This is a genomic window from Variovorax sp. PBL-H6 (assembly GCF_901827155.1).
Taxonomy (GTDB): domain Bacteria; phylum Pseudomonadota; class Gammaproteobacteria; order Burkholderiales; family Burkholderiaceae_C; genus Variovorax.
Window position 1 is genome coordinate 3,882,698 of record NZ_LR594659.1, and the last position, 19,406, is coordinate 3,902,103.

Below are 19,406 nucleotides of genomic sequence, written 5' to 3' on the forward strand. Positions count from 1 at the left end.
AACGTGCCCTAGTCCAGCTTGATGTTGTTTTCTTTGATGATCGCGGACCAGGCGCTGACTTCCGACTTGATGTACTGGCCGAACTCCTGGCTCGAGTTGCCGACCGGAACAAAACCCATGTCGTCGAGCTTGGCGCGCACTTCGGGCATCGCAAGGATCTTGCGCACCTCCTGGGAGAAGCGGGAGACGACAGGCTCCGGCGTGCCGGCCGGCAGGAACAGGCCGGACCATCCCGGCAGGTTGGCGCCCGGATAGCCTGCCTCGGCCATCGTCGGCACGTTCGGGAAGCGTGCCATGCGCTGCGACCCCGTGATTGCCAGCAACTTGACCTTGCCCGTGGACAGCTGCGCCGCATAGAAGCCCGTCGAGCCGAAGGCGGAGGTCAGCTGGCCGCTGGCCAGATCGGTGAAAGAGGAGGTTTCACCCTTGTATGGCACGTGGACCAGGTTCACACCCGCAGCGCGCGCCAGTGCGGACCCGATGATGTGTGCGCCAGACCCGGTGCCGTACGAACCGTAGCTGACGCTGCCCGGCTTGTCCTTGGCCATCTTCATCAGATCGCCGACCGTGCTGGCCGGCACCGTGCCGCCCACAGCGAGAGCGATGGGGATCGAGATGACCATCGTGACCGGTACGAAGTCCTCGATCTTGTAGCCAGGGTTGGGCTGGAGCAGGACGTTCTGCACCATCGAGCTCAGCGAGAGGTAGGCCGTGTAGCCGTCGGGCGGCGCCTTGGCCAAAGCCTGCGCGGCGATCATCCCGTTGGCGCCCACGCGCTGCTCCACCAGCACGGGCTGGCCCCAGGCAACTGCGAGCTTTTCGGCGATCATGCGTGCCGTCAGATCGCTGTTGCCGCCGGCGGTGGTGGCAACCATCAGCTTGATCGGCCGGCTCGGGAAGGCGACCTCCTGGCTCGCGGCCTTTCCGGCGGCGCCGAGTGCCGCCGCGGCTGCGAGGCCGATGCACAGTTTGCGCAAAGCGCCCATGGCGTTGCTGTCGTTCATGCTTGTCTCCTGTTGTGGAATTGCGGTCGATGCCGTGCAGCCGCGCGGGCCGCTCAGAGGCTGATGTGGAACCCGCCGTTCACGCCGAGGTGCTGGCCGGTGACGTACGACGCCGCGTCCGAAAGGAGGAAGCACACGACCTTGACGACCTCCTCCGGCTGGGCCCAGCGCTCCAGCGGGATCTGGCTCAGGATCCGGTCGCGGAACTTGTCGCCGCGAATCACCTCGGTCATCGGCGTCTCGACCACGCCGAAGCAGATCGAGTTGGAGCGGATGTTGTAGCGCCCCCATTCGCGCGCGGCGGTCATCGTCACGCCGAGCATGCCGGCCTTGGCGGCCGCGTAGTTCACCTGGCCGACGGAACCCTTGCGCCCGGCATCGGACGAGATGTTCACGATCGACCCGCCGCTCGCGTCGCCCCCCTTGGCGCGCGCCACCATGTGGCGCCCGACTGCTTGCGTCCAGAAGAAGGTGCCCGTCAGGTGCACGTCGATGACGTCCTGCCACTCCTTGGGCGTCATCTTCTCGATCATGGCCGGCCGGATGATCCCCGCGTTGTTGACCAGGCCGTGGACCGCGCCGAAGCGCCTCACCGAATCCTCGACCGCTCGCGCGGCAAGTTCATGGTCGGCGACGCTGCCCACCACCGCCAGCACCCGGTCCTGCGGCATCGACGCGGTCGCAGCCTTCAGCGTCTCGGCATTGAGATCCACTGCGACGGCGTTGCCGCCGAGTTCCAGCACCAGTTCGACAACCGCCTTGCCGATGCCCTGGCCCGCGCCCGTCACGACGATGGTGCGCCCCTGCAGCGATACGAGTTCTGTCATCCGTCTGTTCCTTTGATTAGTTTAATGGCCTGACCAATGATAGTATCAACGATCGTGAGTTTGGCAAGTCCCAAAGAACCCTGTCGTTCATTCACTTCCGGAAAGGCAATGCATACATGACCATCAAGAGAAAGGCCTGCATCGCGGGCGCCTGGGAACACCCGCTGCGGAAGGCACCCGACAAGACGGTGCCGCAGCTTCACGCGGAATGTGCGCGCGGCGTGCTGGCCGACGCCGGCCTGTCGCTCTCGGACGTGGACGGCTATTTCTGCGCCGGCGATGCACCGGGCCTGGGCGCCCTCAGCATGGCCGACTACCTGGGTCTCAGGATCAGGCACACCGACACCACAGACACCGGCGGCTCGGCGCCGCTGATCCATGTGGCCCACGCCGCACAGGCCATCGCGGCAGGCAAGTGCAACGTGGCTTTGATCACCCTCGCCGGCCGGCCGCGCAGCGAAGCCAGCGGCGTGGGCGTGGCGCCACGCAACGTGACGCCCGCCACCCCCGACGTCGCGTTCGAGATGCCCTACGGCCCGGTCACGGTGAACATGTACGCGCTGGCCGCCGCGCGCCACATGCACGAGTACGGCACGACGAGCGAACAGCTCGCATGGATCAAGGTCGCCGCCTCGACGCACGCGCAGCACAATCCCCACGCCATGCTGCGCGAGGTGGTGACGGTCGAGGAAGTGCTGGCATCGCCGCTCATCTCCGACCCGCTGCGCAAGCTCGACTGCTGCGTCGTCAGCGACGGCGGCGGCGCACTGCTCGTGGTGCGTCCGGAGATTGCGCGCACCCTCAACCGCCCGGTCGTCAACATCCTGGGTGCCGGCGAAACCATCAAGGGCCAGCTCGCGGGCCAGGTCGACCTGACGTATTCCGGCGCCGCGGTCTCGGGCCCGATCGCCTTCGCGGAGGCGGGCGTCGCGCCCGCAGACATCCAGTACGCCTCGATCTACGACAGCTTCACCATCACGGTGCTGATGCAGCTGGAGGACCTGGGCTTCTGCAAGAAAGGCGAAGGCGGCCGCTTCGTCATGGACGGCAACCTGATCTCCGGCGTGGGGCGCCTGCCCTTCAATACGGACGGCGGCGGCCTTTGCAACAACCACCCTGCCAACCGCGGCGGCATCACCAAGGTGATCGAAGCCGTGCGGCAGCTTCGCGGCGAGGCTCATGCGAAGGTGCAAGTCCCCGATTGCCGCCTGGCGCTGGCGCAGGGCACCGGCGGCCTGCTCGGCTCGCGCCATGGCAGCGCCACCTTGATCCTCGAACGGGAGTAACGCGATGACGACGATGTACCAGGAACGCCCCCTCTCGCCGCTGATCACGGACGCGGCCACGCAACCCTACTGGAGCGCCGCCGGGCAAGGCGTGCTGAAGATCAAGCGTTGCACCGCCTGCGCCAAGCCGCACTTCTATCCGCGCGCCCTCTGCCCCTACTGCCTGGGCGACACCGAATGGATCGATGCACGCGGCACCGGCACGATCTACAGCGTCAGCGTGACGCGGCGCGCGGGACCGATCCCCTACGCCATCGCGTATGTGCGGCTCGACGAAGGCGTGACGATGCTGACCAACATCGTGGATTGCGACCTCGACACGCTGCGCATCGGCGATCGGGTCGAGGTCTGCTTCAAGCCGGCCGACGCCGGCAACGTGGTGCCGATGTTCAGGCCCGCCTAGACGCCCTGGGAGTCATTCGCCGGGCGGCGGTTGTTCCAGCGTTCCATGTAGACGGCGTGCAGCCGCTCCAGGAACCGGACCATCTCCGCCGCGGCCGCGTCCGCATTGCGCTCGCGCAGCAGCTTGAGCAGCCGGCGGCGCGAAGGCACTGTGAAGGTGTTGTCAGCGACTCCGATCGATTCGACAAACCCGCCCATCACCTCCATCACGCCTTCCATCAGGATGGCGACGACCGGGTTGCGGGTCGCGTCGCCCAGAAGGGTATGGAAGCGTTGATGCAGACGTGCGCTCTCGGCAAAGTCGCCTGCCTTGTATGCGGCAGCCGCTGCGTGGACGTTCGCGTCCAGCGCATCCAGCTCGTCGGCGTGGAGGCGCTCGCAGGCGATGCGCACGACCATGCCTTCCAGCCAGATGCGCGCCTCGGTCAGGTCCTTGGGCGTGATCGCGCCCAGGTGGTAGAGGTCGCGCAGGCCGTTGACGACCACGTCGGAGTTGCCGGGCACCACGAATGCGCCGCCGGTTGCGCCCTTGCGCAGTTCGATCATGCCCGACAGCTCGAGCGCTCGGAGCGCCTCGCGCAGCGTGTTGCGGCTGACGTTGAGCTTGGCGGCGAGCTCGCGCTCCGCCGGCAGGCGATCGCCGGGCTTGAGCTTGCCGCGCGCCACGAGTTCGCGGACCTGCGACGCGATGTCCTCGAAGGCTCGCTGGGGCGCGATAGGGGCGAAGCCCAGGAACGAGGGAACGATCTCCTTCATGGGCGGACCTCGCGATCGTCGGCGGGGGGATCTCGATAGGCCGGCTCCTGCCACCAGGGATAGCCAGGCGGCATGTCCCGGCTGACCCGCCCGGTGAACTCGGGCGGACGCTTCTCCAGGAACGAAGCCACGCCCTCGCGCGAATCCGGTGACGATCCGCGCTCGGCGATAAAGGCGCTTTCGAGGCGATGCGCTGCCATCGGATGCCCGGCGCCGAGCATGCGCCACATCATCTGTCGCGTCAGCGCCACCGACACCGGTGCAGTGTGATCGGCCATCTCGTGCGCCAGTTCGCGTGCGCGTGCGAGCAGTTGCCCAGGCTGGCACAGCTCCCGCATCAGGCCGCCGTCCAGGGCCTCCCGGGCCGGAAGCAGGCGTCCGCCCAGGCTCCATTCGAGCGCGCGCGAGATGCCGACCACGCGCGGCAGAAACCAACTCGCGCATGCGTCCGGCACGATGCCGCGGCGCGCAAACACGAAGCCGATGCGCGCGTCCTCGCTCGCGATGCGGATGTCCATCGGAAGCAGCATCGAGGCACCGATGCCCACCGCCGCGCCGTTGACCGCCGCGATCAACGGCTTGGTGCTGGCAAACAGCCTCAGCGCCAGCATGCCGCCGCCATCGCGCCCGGGCTCGTTCTCCGCGGGGCGTTGGGCCGCATCGAAGGCGCCGGCGCCGGCCGACAGGTCGAAGCCAGCGCAAAAGGCGCGGCCACTGCCCGTGAAGACGATGGCGCGCACAGCGTCGTCGGCATCCGCCAAGTCGAGCGCGAGGCACAACTCCCGCCGCATCTGCGCCGTCATGGCGTTCAGCGCCTGGGGACGGTTCAAAGTCAGCGTCAGCACAGGTCCGCTGCGTTCCCACAGCAGGGTCTCGAAGGTCGGCAGTTCGGGATTCATTCGGACTCCAGCACGCCGCGCGGCCGCAGCACCTTTCTGCAGTGTAGCGCAACAGGTTTAAAGGTTAGACCAATGAACTAAGATGAGTGTGCATTACGATGAAGAACATGTCCACTCAGAAGGCACCGACCGCCGCCGCGGGTTCCGGACCCGCCCAATCCGACGACGAGCTGTTGCACGGGCTCGGCCTGCGCGAGGTGCGCGTGCGCCGGGGCTTCGAAGCGGTCTGCGACCAGATCCGCCAGCAGTTGCTTCGCGGCGAGCTGAAGCCCGGCGACCGGTTGCCCAGCGAGCGCGACCTGGCCGAGCACTTCAGCGTGAGCCGGGCCGTCGTGCGCGAAGCGGTCCGCAGCCTGGAGACCATCGGCGTCGTCGAATCGCGCACCGGCGTCAACGGTGGCGTATACGTGCGTGGCAGCACGCCGCTGGGCATCACGCAGGCCATGAGCGACATGGTGTCGCTGGGCCAGATGCCGATCGGCATCGTGACCGAGACCCGCATCGAGCTCACCTGCATGGCGATCCGTCTCGCCTGCGAACGCGCCACTGAGGCCGAACTCGACGCCATCGAAGCGGACATCGACTTCCACGCGCAGCTGTTCCGCCTCGGCGGCGGCTCGCGCAATGCGCGCTCGCTGGGCGAGTTCTACCGGCTGATCGCCTGCGCCACGCACAACGAGCTGATCGTGATGCTGGTCGACTCGGTGTCCGAGGTCATGCGCGTGCTGTTGTCGCGCATCGATCCCAGGCCCCATCCCGACATGATCGCCGTGCGGCGCAAGGTCCTGCGCCACCTGCGCAAACGCGATGCCGACCGCGCCTGCGCATCCATGACCCTGCATCTGAAGCACCTGACCGACTATCTCGAATCGGAAAACCGGGCGAAAGGCAGGCGCCCGGGCTGAAGCCCGAAGGCGCTCAGGCGAAGAATGCCGCGGGGTCGTTCATGCCAGGTGTCGCGAGAACCATTCCGTCGCCAGTTCCGCGGCCCGCGGCAGGCCTTCGTCGTAGAAGAGCCAATGGTTGCCGACCGGGAAGGCCTCGAGCCGTTTCTCGGCGGCCACGCGCTCGAAGAACATCGCCGTCTGCTCATAAGGCACCAGCGAATCGTCCTTGGCGCCGAGCATCAGGACCGGACTCGCCAGCTTGTGCGCGTGATCGATCGGCTCGTGGTGCAGCACGTGCCACGCGGTCTCGATCGCCATCGGCGTCCGCTCGGCGTAGCGTTCCATCGCCTTCGGATCGGGCAGCATGATCTCCAGCCGTTCGCCGATCTCGATCTCGCCGGTGGCGGCCTTGCGGGCAATGGCGGCCAGCGCGCGCTTCTGGATGGCCTCGAACTCGTACCAGCGACAGATACTGCGCAGCCAGTGGCTGCCCGAAACCACCGGCACCGTCATGACCAGCGCCTTTGGCCGTGGGCTGCGCGTGGCGGCCAGTGCCGCGATGCCGCCGCCGAAGCTGGTGCCATACAGGCCGATGCGTGCGGGGTCCACGCCGGGCACCTGGGTCGCCAGGTACTCGAGCGCGGTCACGGTGTCCTCGACCTGGTCCTGCGGCAGCAGCAGCGCGCGCTGGCCCTCGCTCGCGCCGAAGCCGCGATAGTCGAAGCTCAGCATCGTGTAGCCGGCTTCGGCGAGACGCGTGCACAGGCCTACCGGAACGCCTTCCTTCACGCCGCCGAAGCCGTGGCAGAACACGGCGCCCGCATGCCGGTCGCGCGCCGGATCGGGCAGGTACAGGCGCCCCGACAGCTTGAGCCCGGGGCCGGAATGGAAGTGGAAATCCCGGGTCGACATCAATGCGTTCAAGAAAAGCCCGCGACGGCGTGAGGCAGGTACGGCGCTTCGAGCGCAGCGGTCTCCTCGGCCGTCAGCTGGAGCGACAGCGCGGCCACGGCGTCGTCGAGGTGCGAGGCCTTGGAGGCGCCGATGATCGGCGCCGTCACCGGCGCCTTGCGCGCGACCCACGCCAGGGCCACCTGCGCGCGCGGCACGCCGCGCGCCGAGGCCACGGCGGCCACCGCATCGACCACACGCCGGTCGGCATCGCCCAGGCTCTTGTGCAGGTGCTGGCCGTACTTGTCGGTCTCGGTGCGGAAGGTCTTCTCGTCGAAGTCGCGGGTGAGACGACCGCGGGCCAGCGGGCTCCATGGAATGACGCCGATGCCCTCCTCGGCACACAGCCGCAACATCTCGCGCTCTTCTTCGCGATACATCAGGTTGTAGTGGTTCTGCATCGAGACGAAGCGCGTCCAGCCGTGCCGGTCAGCCAGGTGCAGCGCCTTCGCGAACTGGTAGGCGTACATCGAGGATGCGCCGATGTAGCGCGCCTTGCCCGCCTTCACCACGTCGTGCAGCGCCTCCAGCGTCTCCTCGATCGGCGTCGTGTAGTCGAAGCGGTGGATCTGGTAAAGGTCGACGTAGTCGGTGCCGAGGCGCCTGAGGCTGTGATCGATCTCGTTCATCACCGCCTTGCGCGACAGGCCCTGCGCATTGGGATCCTTGCGCATCGCGCCGTTGAGCTTGGTCGCGATCACCACCTCCTCGCGCCGCGCGAAATCACGGATCGCGCGGCCCAGGATCTCCTCGCTGGTGCCATCGGAATAGATGTTGGCGGTGTCGAAGAAGTTGATGCCCGCCTCGATCGCCTGCCGGATCAGCGGCCGGCTCGCGTCCTCCGGCAGTGTCCATTCGTGCGTCCCGCGCTGCGGCTCGCCGTATGTCATGCAGCCCAGGCACAGCTTCGAGACCTTGAGGCCGGTGCGGCCGAGGCGGGTGTATTCCATGGTCATTCGAACTTCACGTTGGTGGTTTCCATGATGGTCTTGATGTTGCTGGCTTCGCGCTGGGTGATGCGCGTGACCTCAGCGGCGCCGGCCACCGCCAAGGGTACGCCGAAGCCGACGAACTTGTCTTGCATGCCGGTTTCGGACAATGCCTTCCTGACCGCGTCGCCGAGTTTCCCCACCACGTTGGCCGGCGTTCCCGCCGGCGCCCACAGCGCGAAATTGATGTCCTGCACGTAGTTGGGCACGAACTTGCTGATCGGCACGCCGCCCGGCACGGCCGCCGAGGGCTGCGCCGAGGTCACGCCCAGCACCTTGAGCTTGCCCTGCTTGATGAACTCGTTCATTTGCACCGAGGGCGGCTGGAACATGACCTTGACGTCGCCCGCCAGCACCGCCTGCAACGCCGGGCCGCTGCCGCGGTAGGTGACGTTGACGAGGTTGAGCTTCGCCTCCTTGTTCAAGAGCGCGGTCGCTACCTCGAGCGTCGGGCCCGCCACCGCGACGTCCACGCCCTTGGGCTGCTGCTTGGCCCAGGCGACGAAGCCCTGGTAGTCGTCGGCCGGCACGTCCTTGTGGGCGAGCAGCACCAGCGGCGCCATCGCGATGTTGGCCACCGGCGTCAGGCTCTTGACCGGATCGAAGCCCGGGTCCTTGGTGACGAGCGGCACCTGCACCACGGTCGTGATCGTGGTCAGGAGCAGCGTGTAGCCGTCTGCCGGCGCTCGCGCAACGGCCAGCGTGCCGACCGCGCCCGAACCACCGGTGCGGTTGTCCACCACCACCGACTGGCCCAGCAGCTTGCCCATCGAATCGGCGAGCGTGCGCGCGATGATGTCGCCCGTGCCGCCCGGCGCGTAGGTATAGATGATCTTGATCGGCTTGTCGGGAAAGGCCTGTGCCATTGCGAGCGGTGACAGTGCGAGCAGCGATGCTGCGATCGCGAGCTTGCGACGCTGGAAGTTCATGGTGTCTCCTTGAGTGTGTGAGGGAAATCGAAACTTCAGCGCGGCAGGTCGAGCCCGCGCAAGGCGATCAGCGTGCGCTGGATCTCGTTGGTGCCGCCGCCGATCGTGTAGAGCAGTGCGTCGCGCACGCCGTATTCGAAGGCGCCATCGACCAGTGCCGAGTCGGCGCCCTCGCACAAGGTGGCGCCCGTGCCCAGCAGGTCGAACGCTGCTTCGGAGAGGCGCTCCATCAGCTCGCTGGCGTAGACCTTCAGCATTGCCGCCTGCCACGAGGGCACTTCTCCGCGCTGGACGACCTGGGCGGTCTGCACGGCCAGCAGGCGCGCCGCCTCGACTTCCGCCGCCAGCGCGCCGAGGCGGTCGCGCACCAGCGAATCCTCGCCCATCGCCCGGCCGTCCTGCGTGGCGGTACGCACATGCGCGAGCATCCGGTCGAAGTAGCCCAAGGCACGGGCGCCGATCGCGCCCAGCGTGACGCGCTCGTGCGCGAGGGCCTCGGTGATGATCTTCCAGCCGCCGTTCTCCTCGCCGACGAGCGCATCGCCCGGCACCTCGACGTCGTCGTAGAACACGATATTGGCGCGGTGCCCGTTGAGTCCCGCCATCGGCTGGATGGTGATGCCGGGCGCGTCGAGCGGCACCGCGAAGACACTGATGCCGCCATGACGCGGCTGGGCCGGATCGGTGCGTGCCGCGAGCCAGACGTGGGTGGAGAAACCCGCTGTCGAGGTGTAGATCTTCTGGCCACGGATACGCCAGCCGCCGTCCTTCGTGCGCGTGGCCGAGGTGCGAATGCCGGCCAGGTCGGAGCCGTGATCGGGCTCGCTGTAGCCCAGCGCGAAGGACAGTTCGCCGCGCGCGATGCCCGGCAGAAAGAAGGCCTTCTGCGCGTCGGAGCCGTGGTGCACAAGCGTCGGGCCGATCATGTTGGCCGCGGTGTTGTGGAAGGTGACGGGCGCCTCGGCGCGCGCCATCTCCTCCTCGAAGGCGAGGTGTTCGAGCGCGGTGCGCTCCTGGCCGCCGTAGGCCCGCGGCCAGGTGATGCCGAGCCAGCCCCTGGCACCGAGCTTGCGGCTGAAGTCCTGCCGCGCCTTGCGGTGATTGACCGGCATCGAGGCGGTCTCGGGCGGATAGCTGCCGTCCCAGTTCGCGGCCAGCCAGCCGCGCACTTCCTCGCGGAACGCATCGGCCTGCGCGCCGTAGCTGAAATGCGGCATGGCGCCGCGCGCCAGCAATGCGTCGGCGACGTCACGGCGCGCGCGATGGACGCCACCCAGACGCGTGAGGTCGCCGTGGATGCGCCGGAAGTGGCGCGGCAGCTCGTGCTCGTCCCAGAACGAGACGCCACCGAAGCCGTGGTGCAGCTCCAGCACCGTCTGGCGCAGAAGCTGCCCCGCGTTGGCCGACGCGACCGCTGCGGCGTACGTCCTCTCCTGCGGCGGGGCCGCCCCCGCGCGCAGCAGCGCCAGGCGGCAGATCTCGATGCTGGAAAAGCAGTTCGCGAGCTTGTGCTGGATGGCCTGGTACTCGCCGATCTTGCGGCCGAACTGCGAGCGCACCTTGGCGTAGGCGGCCAGCAGTTCGAGCCCGTACTCAGCCGAACCGGCGGCCCGCGCCGCGAGCAGCAGGCGCGCGAGCGGCGCCAGCGAGGCGAGGTCGAAGCGTGTCGCGACCGGCTCGAACTGCTTGACCGATTCGAAGTGCAGCTCCGCCAAGGCCGGCACGTGGAGTCCCGGCGTCGGCGTGACCCGCAGCCCGGCCGCATCGCGCCCGACGATCGCCACTTCCCCGAAACGGCCGGTCACCACGAGCAGGTGCGTCGCGACGGCAGTGTTCTCGACGAATGCGGCGCGGCCGCTCAGCTGCTGCGTCGATTCGAGCTCGAACGCGCCGGCATCGCCGCTCTCCGGACCGAAGACCCAGCTCACGATCGCCCTGCCCTGCCGAAGCTCTCGCAGCAACGCGCGCGCCGGCGGATCGGCCGATGCCTGCAGCACCGCATTGGCGAGCACCGCATCGAGCAAGGGCAGCGGGCAGCAGGCGCGGCCCATTGCCTGCATCAGCGCCAGCGCGGCTGGAAGCCCCAGCTCGTCACCGTCGATGCCCAGCGAGGTCCAGCCCTGATCGGCCGCGGCAGGCCACAGCGCAGACAGCGCCTGGGGGTCGCCAACGAGCGCCGGCGCGCGACTCGCCGGCCAATGCGTTTCGAGCCATCCGCGCGCGGAATCGCGCACCAGCACGATGTCCTCGCTGTCGGCCAGCGGGAGCCCGGCGTCGGTCATGCTGCGCCTGGGAGATAGGTGACCAATGCGTCGAGGGCTTCGATGCGTTCGCCCGCGGCCAGCAGCGGATTGACTTCCAGCGTGTCGAGCGTCGGGCCGAGGGCGAGCGCCGCATTGCCGATGCCGGCCACGGCCCGCGTGAGCCTGCCGATGTCGACCGGCGCGGCGCCGCGGTAGCCGGCGAGCAGCTTCGCGCCCCGTAGCTCGGCCAGCATTTCCGCCACCACTTCCGGCGTCACCGGCAGCAGCCGCAAGCTGACGTCCTCGAGCGCCTCGATCCACACGCCCCCGAGTCCGACCGCGATCACGTGGCCCCACTGCGCATCGCGGCGCACACCCACGAAGAGTTCCACTCCCTGCCCCCGCATCGGCGAGACGATCACGCCTTCCAGACGGGCAGCGGGCAAGGCCGCCCGGGCCGACGCCATGATCTTGCGGAAGCCCGCCGCGACCGCCTCGCCACCTTGCAGGTTCAACAGCACGCCACCGACCTCCGTCTTGTGCGCGATGTCGGGCGACGCGACCTTCAGCACCACCGGGCCTTCCATGTCGCCGGCGACGGCGACCGCGCGCGCCGCGTCGGCAGCCAGAACCTGCGGCACCACCGGCACGCCGCAATGCTTGAGGAAGTCGATGGCCTCACGCTCCGACTGCGGCAGCGCGTCCGGCGCGCCCTTGCCGGATGGCTCCTGCACGACGGGCGTGCCGCGGCGCTGGCGCGACGACCAGTTGAGCGCGTGGCGGATCGCGCGCATGCCGATGTCCAAACCCGAAGACACGTATGGCATCCGCGCCGCATCGATTTCGGCCCGGCTGCGATCGGAGACGCTCTTGACCGTGTTGCTCATCGCCAGGAAACGCACCCGTCCCTGCGGCTTGAAGCGGCCGATCGCTTCGAGCGAGCCGACGGCGAAAGGCGCCCAATCGCCGTTGTTCGCCGTCGGCACATCGAAGATGCACACCAGCAGCGACACCGCCGCGTCCTGCTCCAGTCCCAGCATGCATTGGCGGAACAGGTCCGGGTTGTTGACGACCGCGCCCGTCAGGTCGAGCGGATTGGAGGGGGTCGCCATCGGCGGAAGGATGCCGCCGAGCGCGGCGAGCGTTGTCGGCGCCAGCCTGGCGAGCTTCACGCCTTCGCGCTGCGCATAGTCGGCGGCCAGTTCGCCCATGCCGCCCGAAGAGGACAGCACGGCCACGCCCTCGCCCTCCAGCACGCCGGTCTTCTCGATCATCGCCGCGGTGAACATCAGCTCCTCGATGGAGTGGACCCGGATCACGCCGAGCTGGCGGCACACGCCATCGAACACGCGGTCATCGCCGACCATCGATCCTGTGTGCGACTGCGCCGCCTGCACCGACAGCTCGGAGCTGCCGACCTTGACCACCAAGATCGGCTTGGCCGCATGCAACGCGCGTTCGGCAGCCTTGCGGAACAGCCCGGTGTCGCGAACAGCCTCTGCGAAGACGGTGATCACGCGGGTCTGCGGATCGTCGATCAGGTAGTCGAGCACATCGGCGAGGCCGAGCATGCTTTCGTTGCCGGTCGCGACCACGATGTTCAGCCCGATGCCCTGCTGGTGCGCGAAGTGCTTCATCATCGTTGCGACCGCGCCGCTCTGCGACACGATGCTGATGCCGCCCTTCAGTGGGGGCGTGCGCATGGAACCGGTCCAGCAGGCGCCGCCGGTCGTGAAGTTGATGAAGCCGAGGCAGTTCGGCCCGAGCAGCCGGATGCCGAGGGCGCGCGCCGTGCCGACGAGCTCGTCCTGCAGCGCGCGGCCGTCTTCGCCGGTTTCCGCGAAGCCGCCCGCGAGAACGACCGCGCCCGTGATGCCGGCTGCGCCGAGGTCGCGCAGCGCATCGTTCATTGCGGCGATCGGCACCATGAGAAGGGCCACATCCACCGGCTCGCCGATCTCGGTGGCCGACTTGAAGGTCTGCTGGCCGTGGGCCATGCCGCCGCTGCGGCTCACGAGGTGCACCTTGCCCTCGAAGCCGAGGAGCTTGAGGTTGTCGAACGCCATCTTCGACCAGGTCGAGCGGTCGGTCGCCCCGACCAGGACGACCGAGGCCGGGTTGAACATCTTCGACAGATCCGTCATTTCGAGGCGCTCCGGACGATGGCATCCACGATTCTGTCGAAGGCCCTGCCGGCGCTCGGCGCGTAATTGATCATCGCGAGGAAGCCGTGCAGCAGGCCTTCGCAGCGCACGATCTCCGCCGGCACCCCGGCTTGCTTCAGCCGCTCGCCATAGGCTTCGCCTTCGTCCCGCAGCGGATCGCGGCCAGCCGTGAGCACCAGCGCGGCCGGGGAGGCCGACAAGTCCTTCGCATGCAGAGGCGAGACATCCGGGTTCGAGCGCTGCGCACCGTCGGGGCAGTAATGGTCCCAGAACCACTTCATGTCGCTGCGCGTCAGCAGGTTGCCTTCGGCGAATTCGAGGTAGCTCGCCGTGTCGAAATCGTGTCCCGTGACCGGATAGGCGAGCACCTGCAGATCGACCCTGCGCGCCGGATCGCGCTCGTTGTGCAGGCGCGAGGCGACCGTCGCGAGGTTGCCGCCGGCGCTGTCGCCCATCGCAACCAACGCATGCGGTTCGGCACCGATGGCAGAGGCGCCCTGCTCCGCCGCCCAGCGGATCGCGGCGAGCGCATCCTCGACCGGCACCGGGTACGGGTTCTCCGGCGCGAGCCGATAGTCCACCGACAGCACCGCGCAACCGGTGCGATTGGCGAGCGTCGCCGTCATGGGGTGATAGCCGGCAACCGTGCCAATGACCCAACCGCCGCCGTGGAAGTACACGATCAGGCCGCTGGGTTCGTTCGTCGGCACATAGAGCCGCACCGGCAGCGCGAAGCCGCCGGAGGACGGGATCGTGAAGTCCTCCACCCGCTGCACCGGCGGCGCATCGCCGAACAGCAGCGTCATGAGCATCGGCCCCGAGCGCGCGGCTTCGGGGGTGCTCTGCCAGAAAGGCGTGCGGTTGGCCTCCTTGACCTTCTGCAGCAATGTCTCGATTTCCTTGTCCATGAGCCGGTTCCTCCGTGAGTCCAAAAGTATGTTGCAAGCTTAATATTTGTCAATGGGCTTACCATTCATTCGGCTCCTGATCGGGCTTGTTTCGGCTGCGACCCAGGGCAAACATCATGTTTCATTGTCAACCTGTTTAGGTTGTCTAGTCAACTTGCGAGCGGTAAGATGGAAGGAACATTCCCAAGGAAGACAAGCATGACGACTTCAACTCCCACCCAGGTGGACATGCTCATCGTGGGCGCCGGCTTCGCAGGCCTCTATCAGCTGTACCGGGCCCGCGGGCTCGGGCTCTCCGCGCGGCTGCTGGAAGCGGGAGACGGCATCGGCGGCACCTGGTTCTGGAACCGCTATCCTGGTGCGCGCTGCGATGTCGAAAGCCTGGACTATTCGTACTCGTTCAGCGAAGCGCTGCAGCAGGAATGGGACTGGACCGAGCGCTATGCGAGCCAGGGCGAGATCCTTCGCTACATCAATCACGTGGCCGACCGCTTCGAGCTGAGACGCGACATCCAGTTGCGCACACGCGTCAGCGCCGCGCGCTTCGACGACGGATCGCGGCGCTGGACCGTGACAACGGAGTGCGGCGAGCGCTTCGATGCGCAGTACCTGATCCTCGCAACCGGTTGCCTTTCGATTCCCCAGGCGCCGAAGATCGACGGGCTCGAGAGCTTCGAGGGCCCCTGGTACCACAGCGCGAACTGGCCGACCGAAGGCGTCGACTTTTCCGGCATGAGGGTCGGCCTGGTCGGCACCGGGTCCAGCGGCGTGCAGATGACGCCGCTCATCGCGGCCCAGGCCGAGCACCTGACGGTGTTCCAGCGCACCGCCAACTTCAGCGTGCCGGCGCAGAACGAGCCGCTGGATGAGGCCACGCTGAAGCAGGTCAAGGCCAACTATGCAGAGCGTCGAGCCCTGGGCCGCGAAGCGATGACCGGCCAGTTCCTCAACGCCAACGACAAGTCGGCACTCGAAGTGACCGACGAGGAGCGGCAAGCCGAGTTCGAGTACCGCTGGCAAGGCGCAGGTGGCGGCTTCCGCATGCTGCGCGCCTTCTCCGACTTGCTGCGTCATCCGCAGGCGAACAGGTACGCAGCCGAGTTCGTGCGTTCGAAGATCCGCCAAGTGGTGAGCGATCCGGCGGTGGCGGAACTGCTGTCGCCGAAGGAAGACCTCCCCTTCGGCACCAAGCGGCTGTGCGTGGACACCGACTATTACGAGACCTTCAATCGCGACAACGTCACGCTCGTCGACGTCAAGGCGGCACCCATCACCGCGATCAGGCCCGACGGCCTGCGCACCACGCAGCAGGACTACGAACTCGACGCTCTCGTGTTCGCGACCGGATTCGACGCGATGACCGGCGCGCTGCTGGCCATCGACATCCGGGGAATCGGCGGCCGCTCGCTGCGCGACAAGTGGGCGCACGGACCGCGCACCTACCTGGGCGTCTCGATCTCCGGCTTCCCGAACCTGTTCGTCATTGCCGGGCCCGGCAGCCCGTCGGTGCTCAGCAACATGGTGCATTCGATCGAGACCCACGTGGACTGGATCACACACTTCATCCGGTGCACCCGCGCGGACGGCATCACCCACATCGATGCCCAGTTGCCGGCCGAGGACCGGTGGGTCGACCATGTCAACGAAGCGGCCGACAAGACGCTCTACCCCGTCGGCAACTCCTGGTACGTCGGCGCCAATATGCCCGGCAAGCCGCGCGTCTTCATGCCCTACGTGGCCGGGGTACCGGCGTACCGCCGCATCATCGAGGACGTGGCCGCGAAAGGGTACGAGGGCTTTTCGCTGAGCTGAGTTGCGTACCATCGGGGCCATGAAACTGGACCTCGATCGCTACGTTCCCGGGCTGCTGCTCTGGCTCTCCAACAAGATGGCCGGCAGCGCCTCGGTGCTTTATCGCGCGCGCTTCGAGCTCGGCGTGACGGACTGGCGCGTGTTGTCCTATTTCGAGATCTACGAGTGGTCGACCGCGTCCCAGGCCTGCGAGCTCATGGGCCTCGACAAGGCGGCGGTCAGCCGCAGCGTGGCCATGCTGAAGGACAACGGCTGGCTCAAGTCGCGGCCCAGTGGCCTGCGCAAGGTCGAGTACGCCACCACCGCAACCGGCAAGAAGCTGCACGACCGCATGATCAAGCTGGCGATCGCACGCGAGGAGGCGTTGCTCACCGGTTTCACCAAGCAGGAGCGCGAGAACCTGGTCCGCTACCTGCACCGCCTGCTGGGCAACCTCGACGCCGTGCGGGCCGTCGGCCGCGACGAGGACTGAGCACCCTGGCCGATTCAGGACGAGTTGAGCGTGCCGCCGTCGACGGTGATCAGCTGCCCGGTGACATAGGACGAATCCGGACCGCACAGAAACCTCACCACGCCCGCGATGTCCTCGGGCTTGCCGAAGCGGCGAAGAGGGATCTCCGACAGGCGCTGCGCGCCGGCGCTCTCGATCAGCGCCGCCGTCATCGGCGTGTCGATCAGGCCCGGCGCGATCGCGTTGACCAGGATCTGCGGCGCGAACTCGCGCGAGAAGGTGCGCATGAGGCCCACGATGCCGCCCTTGGCCGCTGTGTAGGCGGCGCGCCCCGGCGCGCCGCGCTGGAAGGCCCGCGAGCTGCACAGCACGATGCGTCCGACCGTCGCCGCGTCGTGCTGCGCCCGGAAGGCGATCGCCATCTCGTAGGCGTTGGTGAGATTGCTGCCGATCGCTCGCTCCCACACCTGCCGGTCGTCGGCGTCCAGCGGATCGTGCTCGAACACGCCGGCCATGTGAACCAGGACATCGGCCGGCCGGCCGAAGGACGCGAAGGCGGCGCGGCATTCGAGCGGCGTCGCCAGCGATGAGCGGTGCGTGCTCACCACGCCGAGCGGATCGAGCGCGGTGCGCGCCTGCGCCAGGCGTTCGCCATCGATGTCCACCAGGTGCACGGCAGCGCCATCGGCGAGGAATGCACGCGCACAGGCCAGGCCGATGCCGCCCGCGCCGCCGGTGATAAGGATGCTGCCGGCCATGCCGCCCTCAGGCGATGGGCGCCATCTTGCAGCCCTGCTGCACCGGATCGCCGTAGAGCTTCTCGAGCGCCGCCTGGTTGGCCACGGTGGACGACTTGATGTCGAGAATGTCCCACTTGTCCGTGGGGTTCGGCTTGCGCGCCGTGGCCACCACGAGCCGGCGCAGCAGTTGGTGGTCGCCCTTGCGGTACTGGATGGCAACCGCGCCGTCCTGGAGGCTCACCTCCTCGAGCCCGCGTGCGATGCGCGGGGGCTCGGTGCTGTTCGCCTGCTGTACGGCCGCGAGCAGGAGCTTCATGCTGTGCCAGCCGAAGAACACGCGGTCCGACGGCGGCTTGCCTTCCTTCGCGCGATAGGCCTGCACGAAGGCCTTCTCCGCGGCCGAATTGTTCGGGTCGTTGTAGTACCAGGTCTTGCCGAAGATGCCGGCGAGCGCATCGGGGCTGGCGCTCCACAGGTCGGTGTCGCTCACGGCCGGTCCGGCGATCATGATGTTGCCCGTCAGGCCGAGTTCCTTGAACTGCTTGAGCAGCGGCTCGACGTTGGCGGCGCCGCTGACGACCACGTCCGGCTTGGCGGCGCGGGCCTTGAGCACGAAGGAGCTGTAGTCGGTGGTGGCAACCGGCGTGCGATCAGCGCCGACCACCTGGCCGCCGGCGGCCTTGAGGATCTCGCTGAAGGTGGAGATCACGTCCTCGCCGAAGGCGAAGGCGCCGGCGATGAAGTACCACTTCTTGCCGACTGCCAGCATCTGCTCGGCCATCGCCTGCGCATACACCGGCACTGACGCCGGCGAGCGGAACATGAAGGGATTGCAGTCCTTGCCGGTGATCTCGCGTGCCGCCCCGTTGACCGAGATGAACGGCACCTTGGCGCGCAAGGCGACCGAGCCCATCGCCAGCGACGTCGCGCTGGAGGTGCCGCCCAGCACCGCGACCGCCTTCTCTTCCTCGATCAGCTTCGTGATGTTCTGCACCGCGCCCTGCGGATTGGCCTCGTCGAGCCACATGAGCTCGGCGGGGCGGCCGAGGATCTTGGCACCGGCCTCGTCGAAAGCCATCTGCACGCCCTTGGCCAGGTCGCCGCCCTGCTGCGCGAACGGGCCCTGCTTGGCGATGACCATGCCGATCTTCAGCGTCTGCTGCGCGGCAGCGGTGCCGATGTAGAAGCCTGGCAGCGCGACGGCGGCGGCCGTCCCCTGGAGAAAGCGGCGGCGGCGAAAGCTCGCATCGAGAGTCATGGAGGTCTCCTTGGAAAGAACGATCAGCGAGGCACGCGCTTTTCCGCCACGGTGCCGAGCTTGGCGGGCGGCGCGCCGAAGGCGAGCCAGCCGCCGTCCACCGGCAGCGTCACGCCCGTGATGAAACTCGCGCGCCCCGAGGCGAGAAAGGCGATGGCCTCGGCGATCTCGGCCGGCTGCGCGGTGCGGCCCATCGGCGTGCGCTCCTCGATGTTCTCGAGGTTGAGCGCGCCCTTGGCAACAAGGCCCTTGACCAGGTCGGTCAGCACATAGCCCGGCGCCACGGCGTTGACCCTGATGCCGTCGCGCGCCCATTCGCTGGCCATGGCCTCGGTCATCGACGAAATGCCGGCCTTGGCCGCTCCGTAGGCGTTGCGCCCGGGATGGCCATGGAGGCCGGCGATGGAGCTGATGTTGACGATGGCGCCCGACCGCTGCTCGACGAACACGCGCGCCGCCTCGCGGCTCGCGAGAAAGGTGCCGCGCAGGTGGACCGCGAGGATGCGATCGAAGGCCTCCACCGTCTGCTCCAGCGTCATGACGGCCTGCTCCCCGACGCCCGCGTTGTTGACCAGCGCATCGACGCGGCCGAAGCGTTCGAGCACCTGTCGCATCAGCGAGACGACGCTGGCCTCGGAGGTCACGTCGCATTCGAAACCGGCATGCTCGGCGCCAAGCTCGGCGGCACGCTGCGACGCCGCGTCGGCGCGCACGTCGGCAATCACCACATGGCCGAACTCCTGTGCCAGGCGCTGGGCAGTGGCCCAGCCGATGCCGTCACCGGCCCCGGTGACAATGGCCACCCTGCTGGTGGGATCGGGGTTGTCTTTCAAGTCTGTCTCCTGGCCACGGGCCGCCGGAATGGCGAAGGCCATTATGCCGACCTTTCGTCTATTGGT

At 67.9% G+C, this 19,406-nt stretch carries 18 protein-coding genes; 5 read left to right on the top strand and 13 right to left on the bottom strand.

The window, feature by feature from the left end:
- Positions 1-8: 8 nt before the first annotated feature.
- On the bottom strand, positions 9-1,004 hold the full coding sequence (locus G3W89_RS18390; protein ID WP_162575525.1) for a Bug family tripartite tricarboxylate transporter substrate binding protein: 996 nt from the start codon (positions 1,002-1,004) through the stop codon (positions 9-11).
- Positions 1,005-1,057: 53 nt separating this feature from the next.
- Complete coding sequence (locus tag G3W89_RS18395; protein ID WP_162575526.1) at positions 1,058-1,831, bottom strand: SDR family NAD(P)-dependent oxidoreductase; 774 nt, start codon at positions 1,829-1,831, stop codon at positions 1,058-1,060.
- A gap of 116 nt (positions 1,832-1,947) precedes the next feature.
- Here G3W89_RS18395 and G3W89_RS18400 point away from each other — a divergent pair, with 116 nt between their 5' ends.
- Both G3W89_RS18400 and G3W89_RS18405 read left to right on the top strand, forming a co-directional pair.
- Positions 1,948-3,117: a thiolase domain-containing protein gene (locus tag G3W89_RS18400; RefSeq protein ID WP_162575527.1), complete on the top strand. Its 1,170-nt coding sequence runs from the start codon at positions 1,948-1,950 to the stop codon at positions 3,115-3,117.
- A gap of 4 nt (positions 3,118-3,121) precedes the next feature.
- Positions 3,122-3,520 carry a Zn-ribbon domain-containing OB-fold protein gene (locus G3W89_RS18405; protein ID WP_162575528.1) on the top strand — a complete coding sequence of 133 codons (399 nt, stop codon included), beginning with the start codon at positions 3,122-3,124 and terminating at the stop codon, positions 3,518-3,520.
- Here the strand turns inward: G3W89_RS18405 and G3W89_RS18410 are convergent.
- Positions 3,517-4,275, bottom strand: a complete 759-nt coding sequence (locus G3W89_RS18410; RefSeq protein WP_162575529.1) for a FadR/GntR family transcriptional regulator — start codon at positions 4,273-4,275, stop codon at positions 3,517-3,519. The two genes, G3W89_RS18405 and G3W89_RS18410, sit on opposite strands and share 4 nt — an antisense overlap.
- On the bottom strand, positions 4,272-5,174 hold the full coding sequence (locus G3W89_RS18415; RefSeq protein ID WP_162575530.1) for an enoyl-CoA hydratase-related protein: 903 nt from the start codon (positions 5,172-5,174) through the stop codon (positions 4,272-4,274). The genes G3W89_RS18410 and G3W89_RS18415 overlap by 4 nt, the downstream gene beginning before the upstream one ends.
- Positions 5,175-5,281: 107 nt before the next feature.
- On the opposite strand from G3W89_RS18415, the gene G3W89_RS18420 reads away from it, so the two are divergent.
- Entirely contained in the window at positions 5,282-6,079 is a 798-nt protein-coding gene (locus G3W89_RS18420; protein WP_232076618.1) for a FadR/GntR family transcriptional regulator, read from the top strand.
- Positions 6,080-6,118: 39 nt separating this feature from the next.
- Here the strand turns inward: G3W89_RS18420 and G3W89_RS18425 are convergent, their stop codons facing one another.
- The 6 genes from G3W89_RS18425 to G3W89_RS18450 are packed head-to-tail and all read right to left on the bottom strand — an operon-like array spanning position 6,119 to position 14,246.
- The gene (locus G3W89_RS18425; protein ID WP_162575532.1) at positions 6,119-6,973 is read right to left on the bottom strand and encodes an alpha/beta hydrolase; all 855 of its coding nucleotides are present in this window, start codon (positions 6,971-6,973) and stop codon (positions 6,119-6,121) included.
- Positions 6,974-6,981: 8 nt separating this feature from the next.
- A complete protein-coding gene (locus G3W89_RS18430; protein WP_162577541.1) occupies positions 6,982-7,962 on the bottom strand; it encodes an aldo/keto reductase in 981 nt (326 codons plus the stop codon).
- Between the two features lie 2 nt (positions 7,963-7,964).
- The gene (locus tag G3W89_RS18435; RefSeq protein WP_162575533.1) at positions 7,965-8,930 is read right to left on the bottom strand and encodes a Bug family tripartite tricarboxylate transporter substrate binding protein; all 966 of its coding nucleotides are present in this window, start codon (positions 8,928-8,930) and stop codon (positions 7,965-7,967) included.
- Positions 8,931-8,965: 35 nt separating this feature from the next.
- Positions 8,966-11,212: an acyl-CoA dehydrogenase gene (locus G3W89_RS18440; RefSeq protein ID WP_162575534.1), complete on the bottom strand. Its 2,247-nt coding sequence runs from the start codon at positions 11,210-11,212 to the stop codon at positions 8,966-8,968.
- Positions 11,209-13,317, bottom strand: coding sequence for an acetate--CoA ligase family protein (locus tag G3W89_RS18445; protein ID WP_162575535.1), 2,109 nt, complete (start codon positions 13,315-13,317; stop codon positions 11,209-11,211). Before G3W89_RS18445 ends, G3W89_RS18440 begins: the two co-directional genes overlap by 4 nt.
- A complete protein-coding gene (locus G3W89_RS18450) occupies positions 13,314-14,246 on the bottom strand; it encodes an alpha/beta hydrolase (protein WP_162575536.1) in 933 nt (310 codons plus the stop codon). Before G3W89_RS18450 ends, G3W89_RS18445 begins: the two co-directional genes overlap by 4 nt.
- Before the next feature lie 198 nt (positions 14,247-14,444).
- On the opposite strand from G3W89_RS18450, the gene G3W89_RS18455 reads away from it, so the two are divergent.
- Both G3W89_RS18455 and G3W89_RS18460 read left to right on the top strand, forming a co-directional pair.
- On the top strand, positions 14,445-16,058 hold the full coding sequence (locus tag G3W89_RS18455; RefSeq protein WP_162575537.1) for a flavin-containing monooxygenase: 1,614 nt from the start codon (positions 14,445-14,447) through the stop codon (positions 16,056-16,058).
- A gap of 19 nt (positions 16,059-16,077) precedes the next feature.
- Positions 16,078-16,530, top strand: coding sequence for a MarR family winged helix-turn-helix transcriptional regulator (locus G3W89_RS18460; RefSeq protein ID WP_162575538.1), 453 nt, complete (start codon positions 16,078-16,080; stop codon positions 16,528-16,530).
- A 14-nt stretch (positions 16,531-16,544) separates the two neighbouring features.
- On the opposite strand, the gene G3W89_RS18465 is transcribed toward G3W89_RS18460, so the two are convergent.
- Genes G3W89_RS18465 through G3W89_RS18475 form a run of 3 tightly spaced genes read right to left on the bottom strand, consistent with a single transcriptional unit; the run spans position 16,545 to position 19,340 of the window.
- Positions 16,545-17,267, bottom strand: coding sequence for an SDR family NAD(P)-dependent oxidoreductase (locus G3W89_RS18465; RefSeq protein WP_162575539.1), 723 nt, complete (start codon positions 17,265-17,267; stop codon positions 16,545-16,547).
- A gap of 7 nt (positions 17,268-17,274) precedes the next feature.
- Positions 17,275-18,507: an ABC transporter substrate-binding protein gene (locus G3W89_RS18470; protein WP_162575540.1), complete on the bottom strand. Its 1,233-nt coding sequence runs from the start codon at positions 18,505-18,507 to the stop codon at positions 17,275-17,277.
- Positions 18,508-18,530: 23 nt separating this feature from the next.
- Positions 18,531-19,340: an SDR family NAD(P)-dependent oxidoreductase gene (locus G3W89_RS18475; RefSeq protein ID WP_232076620.1), complete on the bottom strand. Its 810-nt coding sequence runs from the start codon at positions 19,338-19,340 to the stop codon at positions 18,531-18,533.
- Positions 19,341-19,406 lie beyond the last annotated feature (66 nt).

Coding starts and splice junctions, on each gene's coding strand:
- G3W89_RS18390 (WP_162575525.1), bottom strand. CDS start 1,004: ATGAACGACAGCAACGCCATGGGCGCTTTGCGCAAACTGTGCATCGGC.
- G3W89_RS18395 (WP_162575526.1), bottom strand. CDS start 1,831: ATGACAGAACTCGTATCGCTGCAGGGGCGCACCATCGTCGTGACGGGC.
- G3W89_RS18400 (WP_162575527.1), top strand. CDS start 1,948: ATGACCATCAAGAGAAAGGCCTGCATCGCGGGCGCCTGGGAACACCCG.
- G3W89_RS18405 (WP_162575528.1), top strand. CDS start 3,122: ATGACGACGATGTACCAGGAACGCCCCCTCTCGCCGCTGATCACGGAC.
- G3W89_RS18410 (WP_162575529.1), bottom strand. CDS start 4,275: ATGAAGGAGATCGTTCCCTCGTTCCTGGGCTTCGCCCCTATCGCGCCC.
- G3W89_RS18415 (WP_162575530.1), bottom strand. CDS start 5,174: ATGAATCCCGAACTGCCGACCTTCGAGACCCTGCTGTGGGAACGCAGC.
- G3W89_RS18420 (WP_232076618.1), top strand. CDS start 5,282: ATGTCCACTCAGAAGGCACCGACCGCCGCCGCGGGTTCCGGACCCGCC.
- G3W89_RS18425 (WP_162575532.1), bottom strand. CDS start 6,973: ATGTCGACCCGGGATTTCCACTTCCATTCCGGCCCCGGGCTCAAGCTG.
- G3W89_RS18430 (WP_162577541.1), bottom strand. CDS start 7,962: ATGGAATACACCCGCCTCGGCCGCACCGGCCTCAAGGTCTCGAAGCTG.
- G3W89_RS18435 (WP_162575533.1), bottom strand. CDS start 8,930: ATGAACTTCCAGCGTCGCAAGCTCGCGATCGCAGCATCGCTGCTCGCA.
- G3W89_RS18440 (WP_162575534.1), bottom strand. CDS start 11,212: ATGACCGACGCCGGGCTCCCGCTGGCCGACAGCGAGGACATCGTGCTG.
- G3W89_RS18445 (WP_162575535.1), bottom strand. CDS start 13,317: ATGACGGATCTGTCGAAGATGTTCAACCCGGCCTCGGTCGTCCTGGTC.
- G3W89_RS18450 (WP_162575536.1), bottom strand. CDS start 14,246: ATGGACAAGGAAATCGAGACATTGCTGCAGAAGGTCAAGGAGGCCAAC.
- G3W89_RS18455 (WP_162575537.1), top strand. CDS start 14,445: ATGACGACTTCAACTCCCACCCAGGTGGACATGCTCATCGTGGGCGCC.
- G3W89_RS18460 (WP_162575538.1), top strand. CDS start 16,078: ATGAAACTGGACCTCGATCGCTACGTTCCCGGGCTGCTGCTCTGGCTC.
- G3W89_RS18465 (WP_162575539.1), bottom strand. CDS start 17,267: ATGGCCGGCAGCATCCTTATCACCGGCGGCGCGGGCGGCATCGGCCTG.
- G3W89_RS18470 (WP_162575540.1), bottom strand. CDS start 18,507: ATGACTCTCGATGCGAGCTTTCGCCGCCGCCGCTTTCTCCAGGGGACG.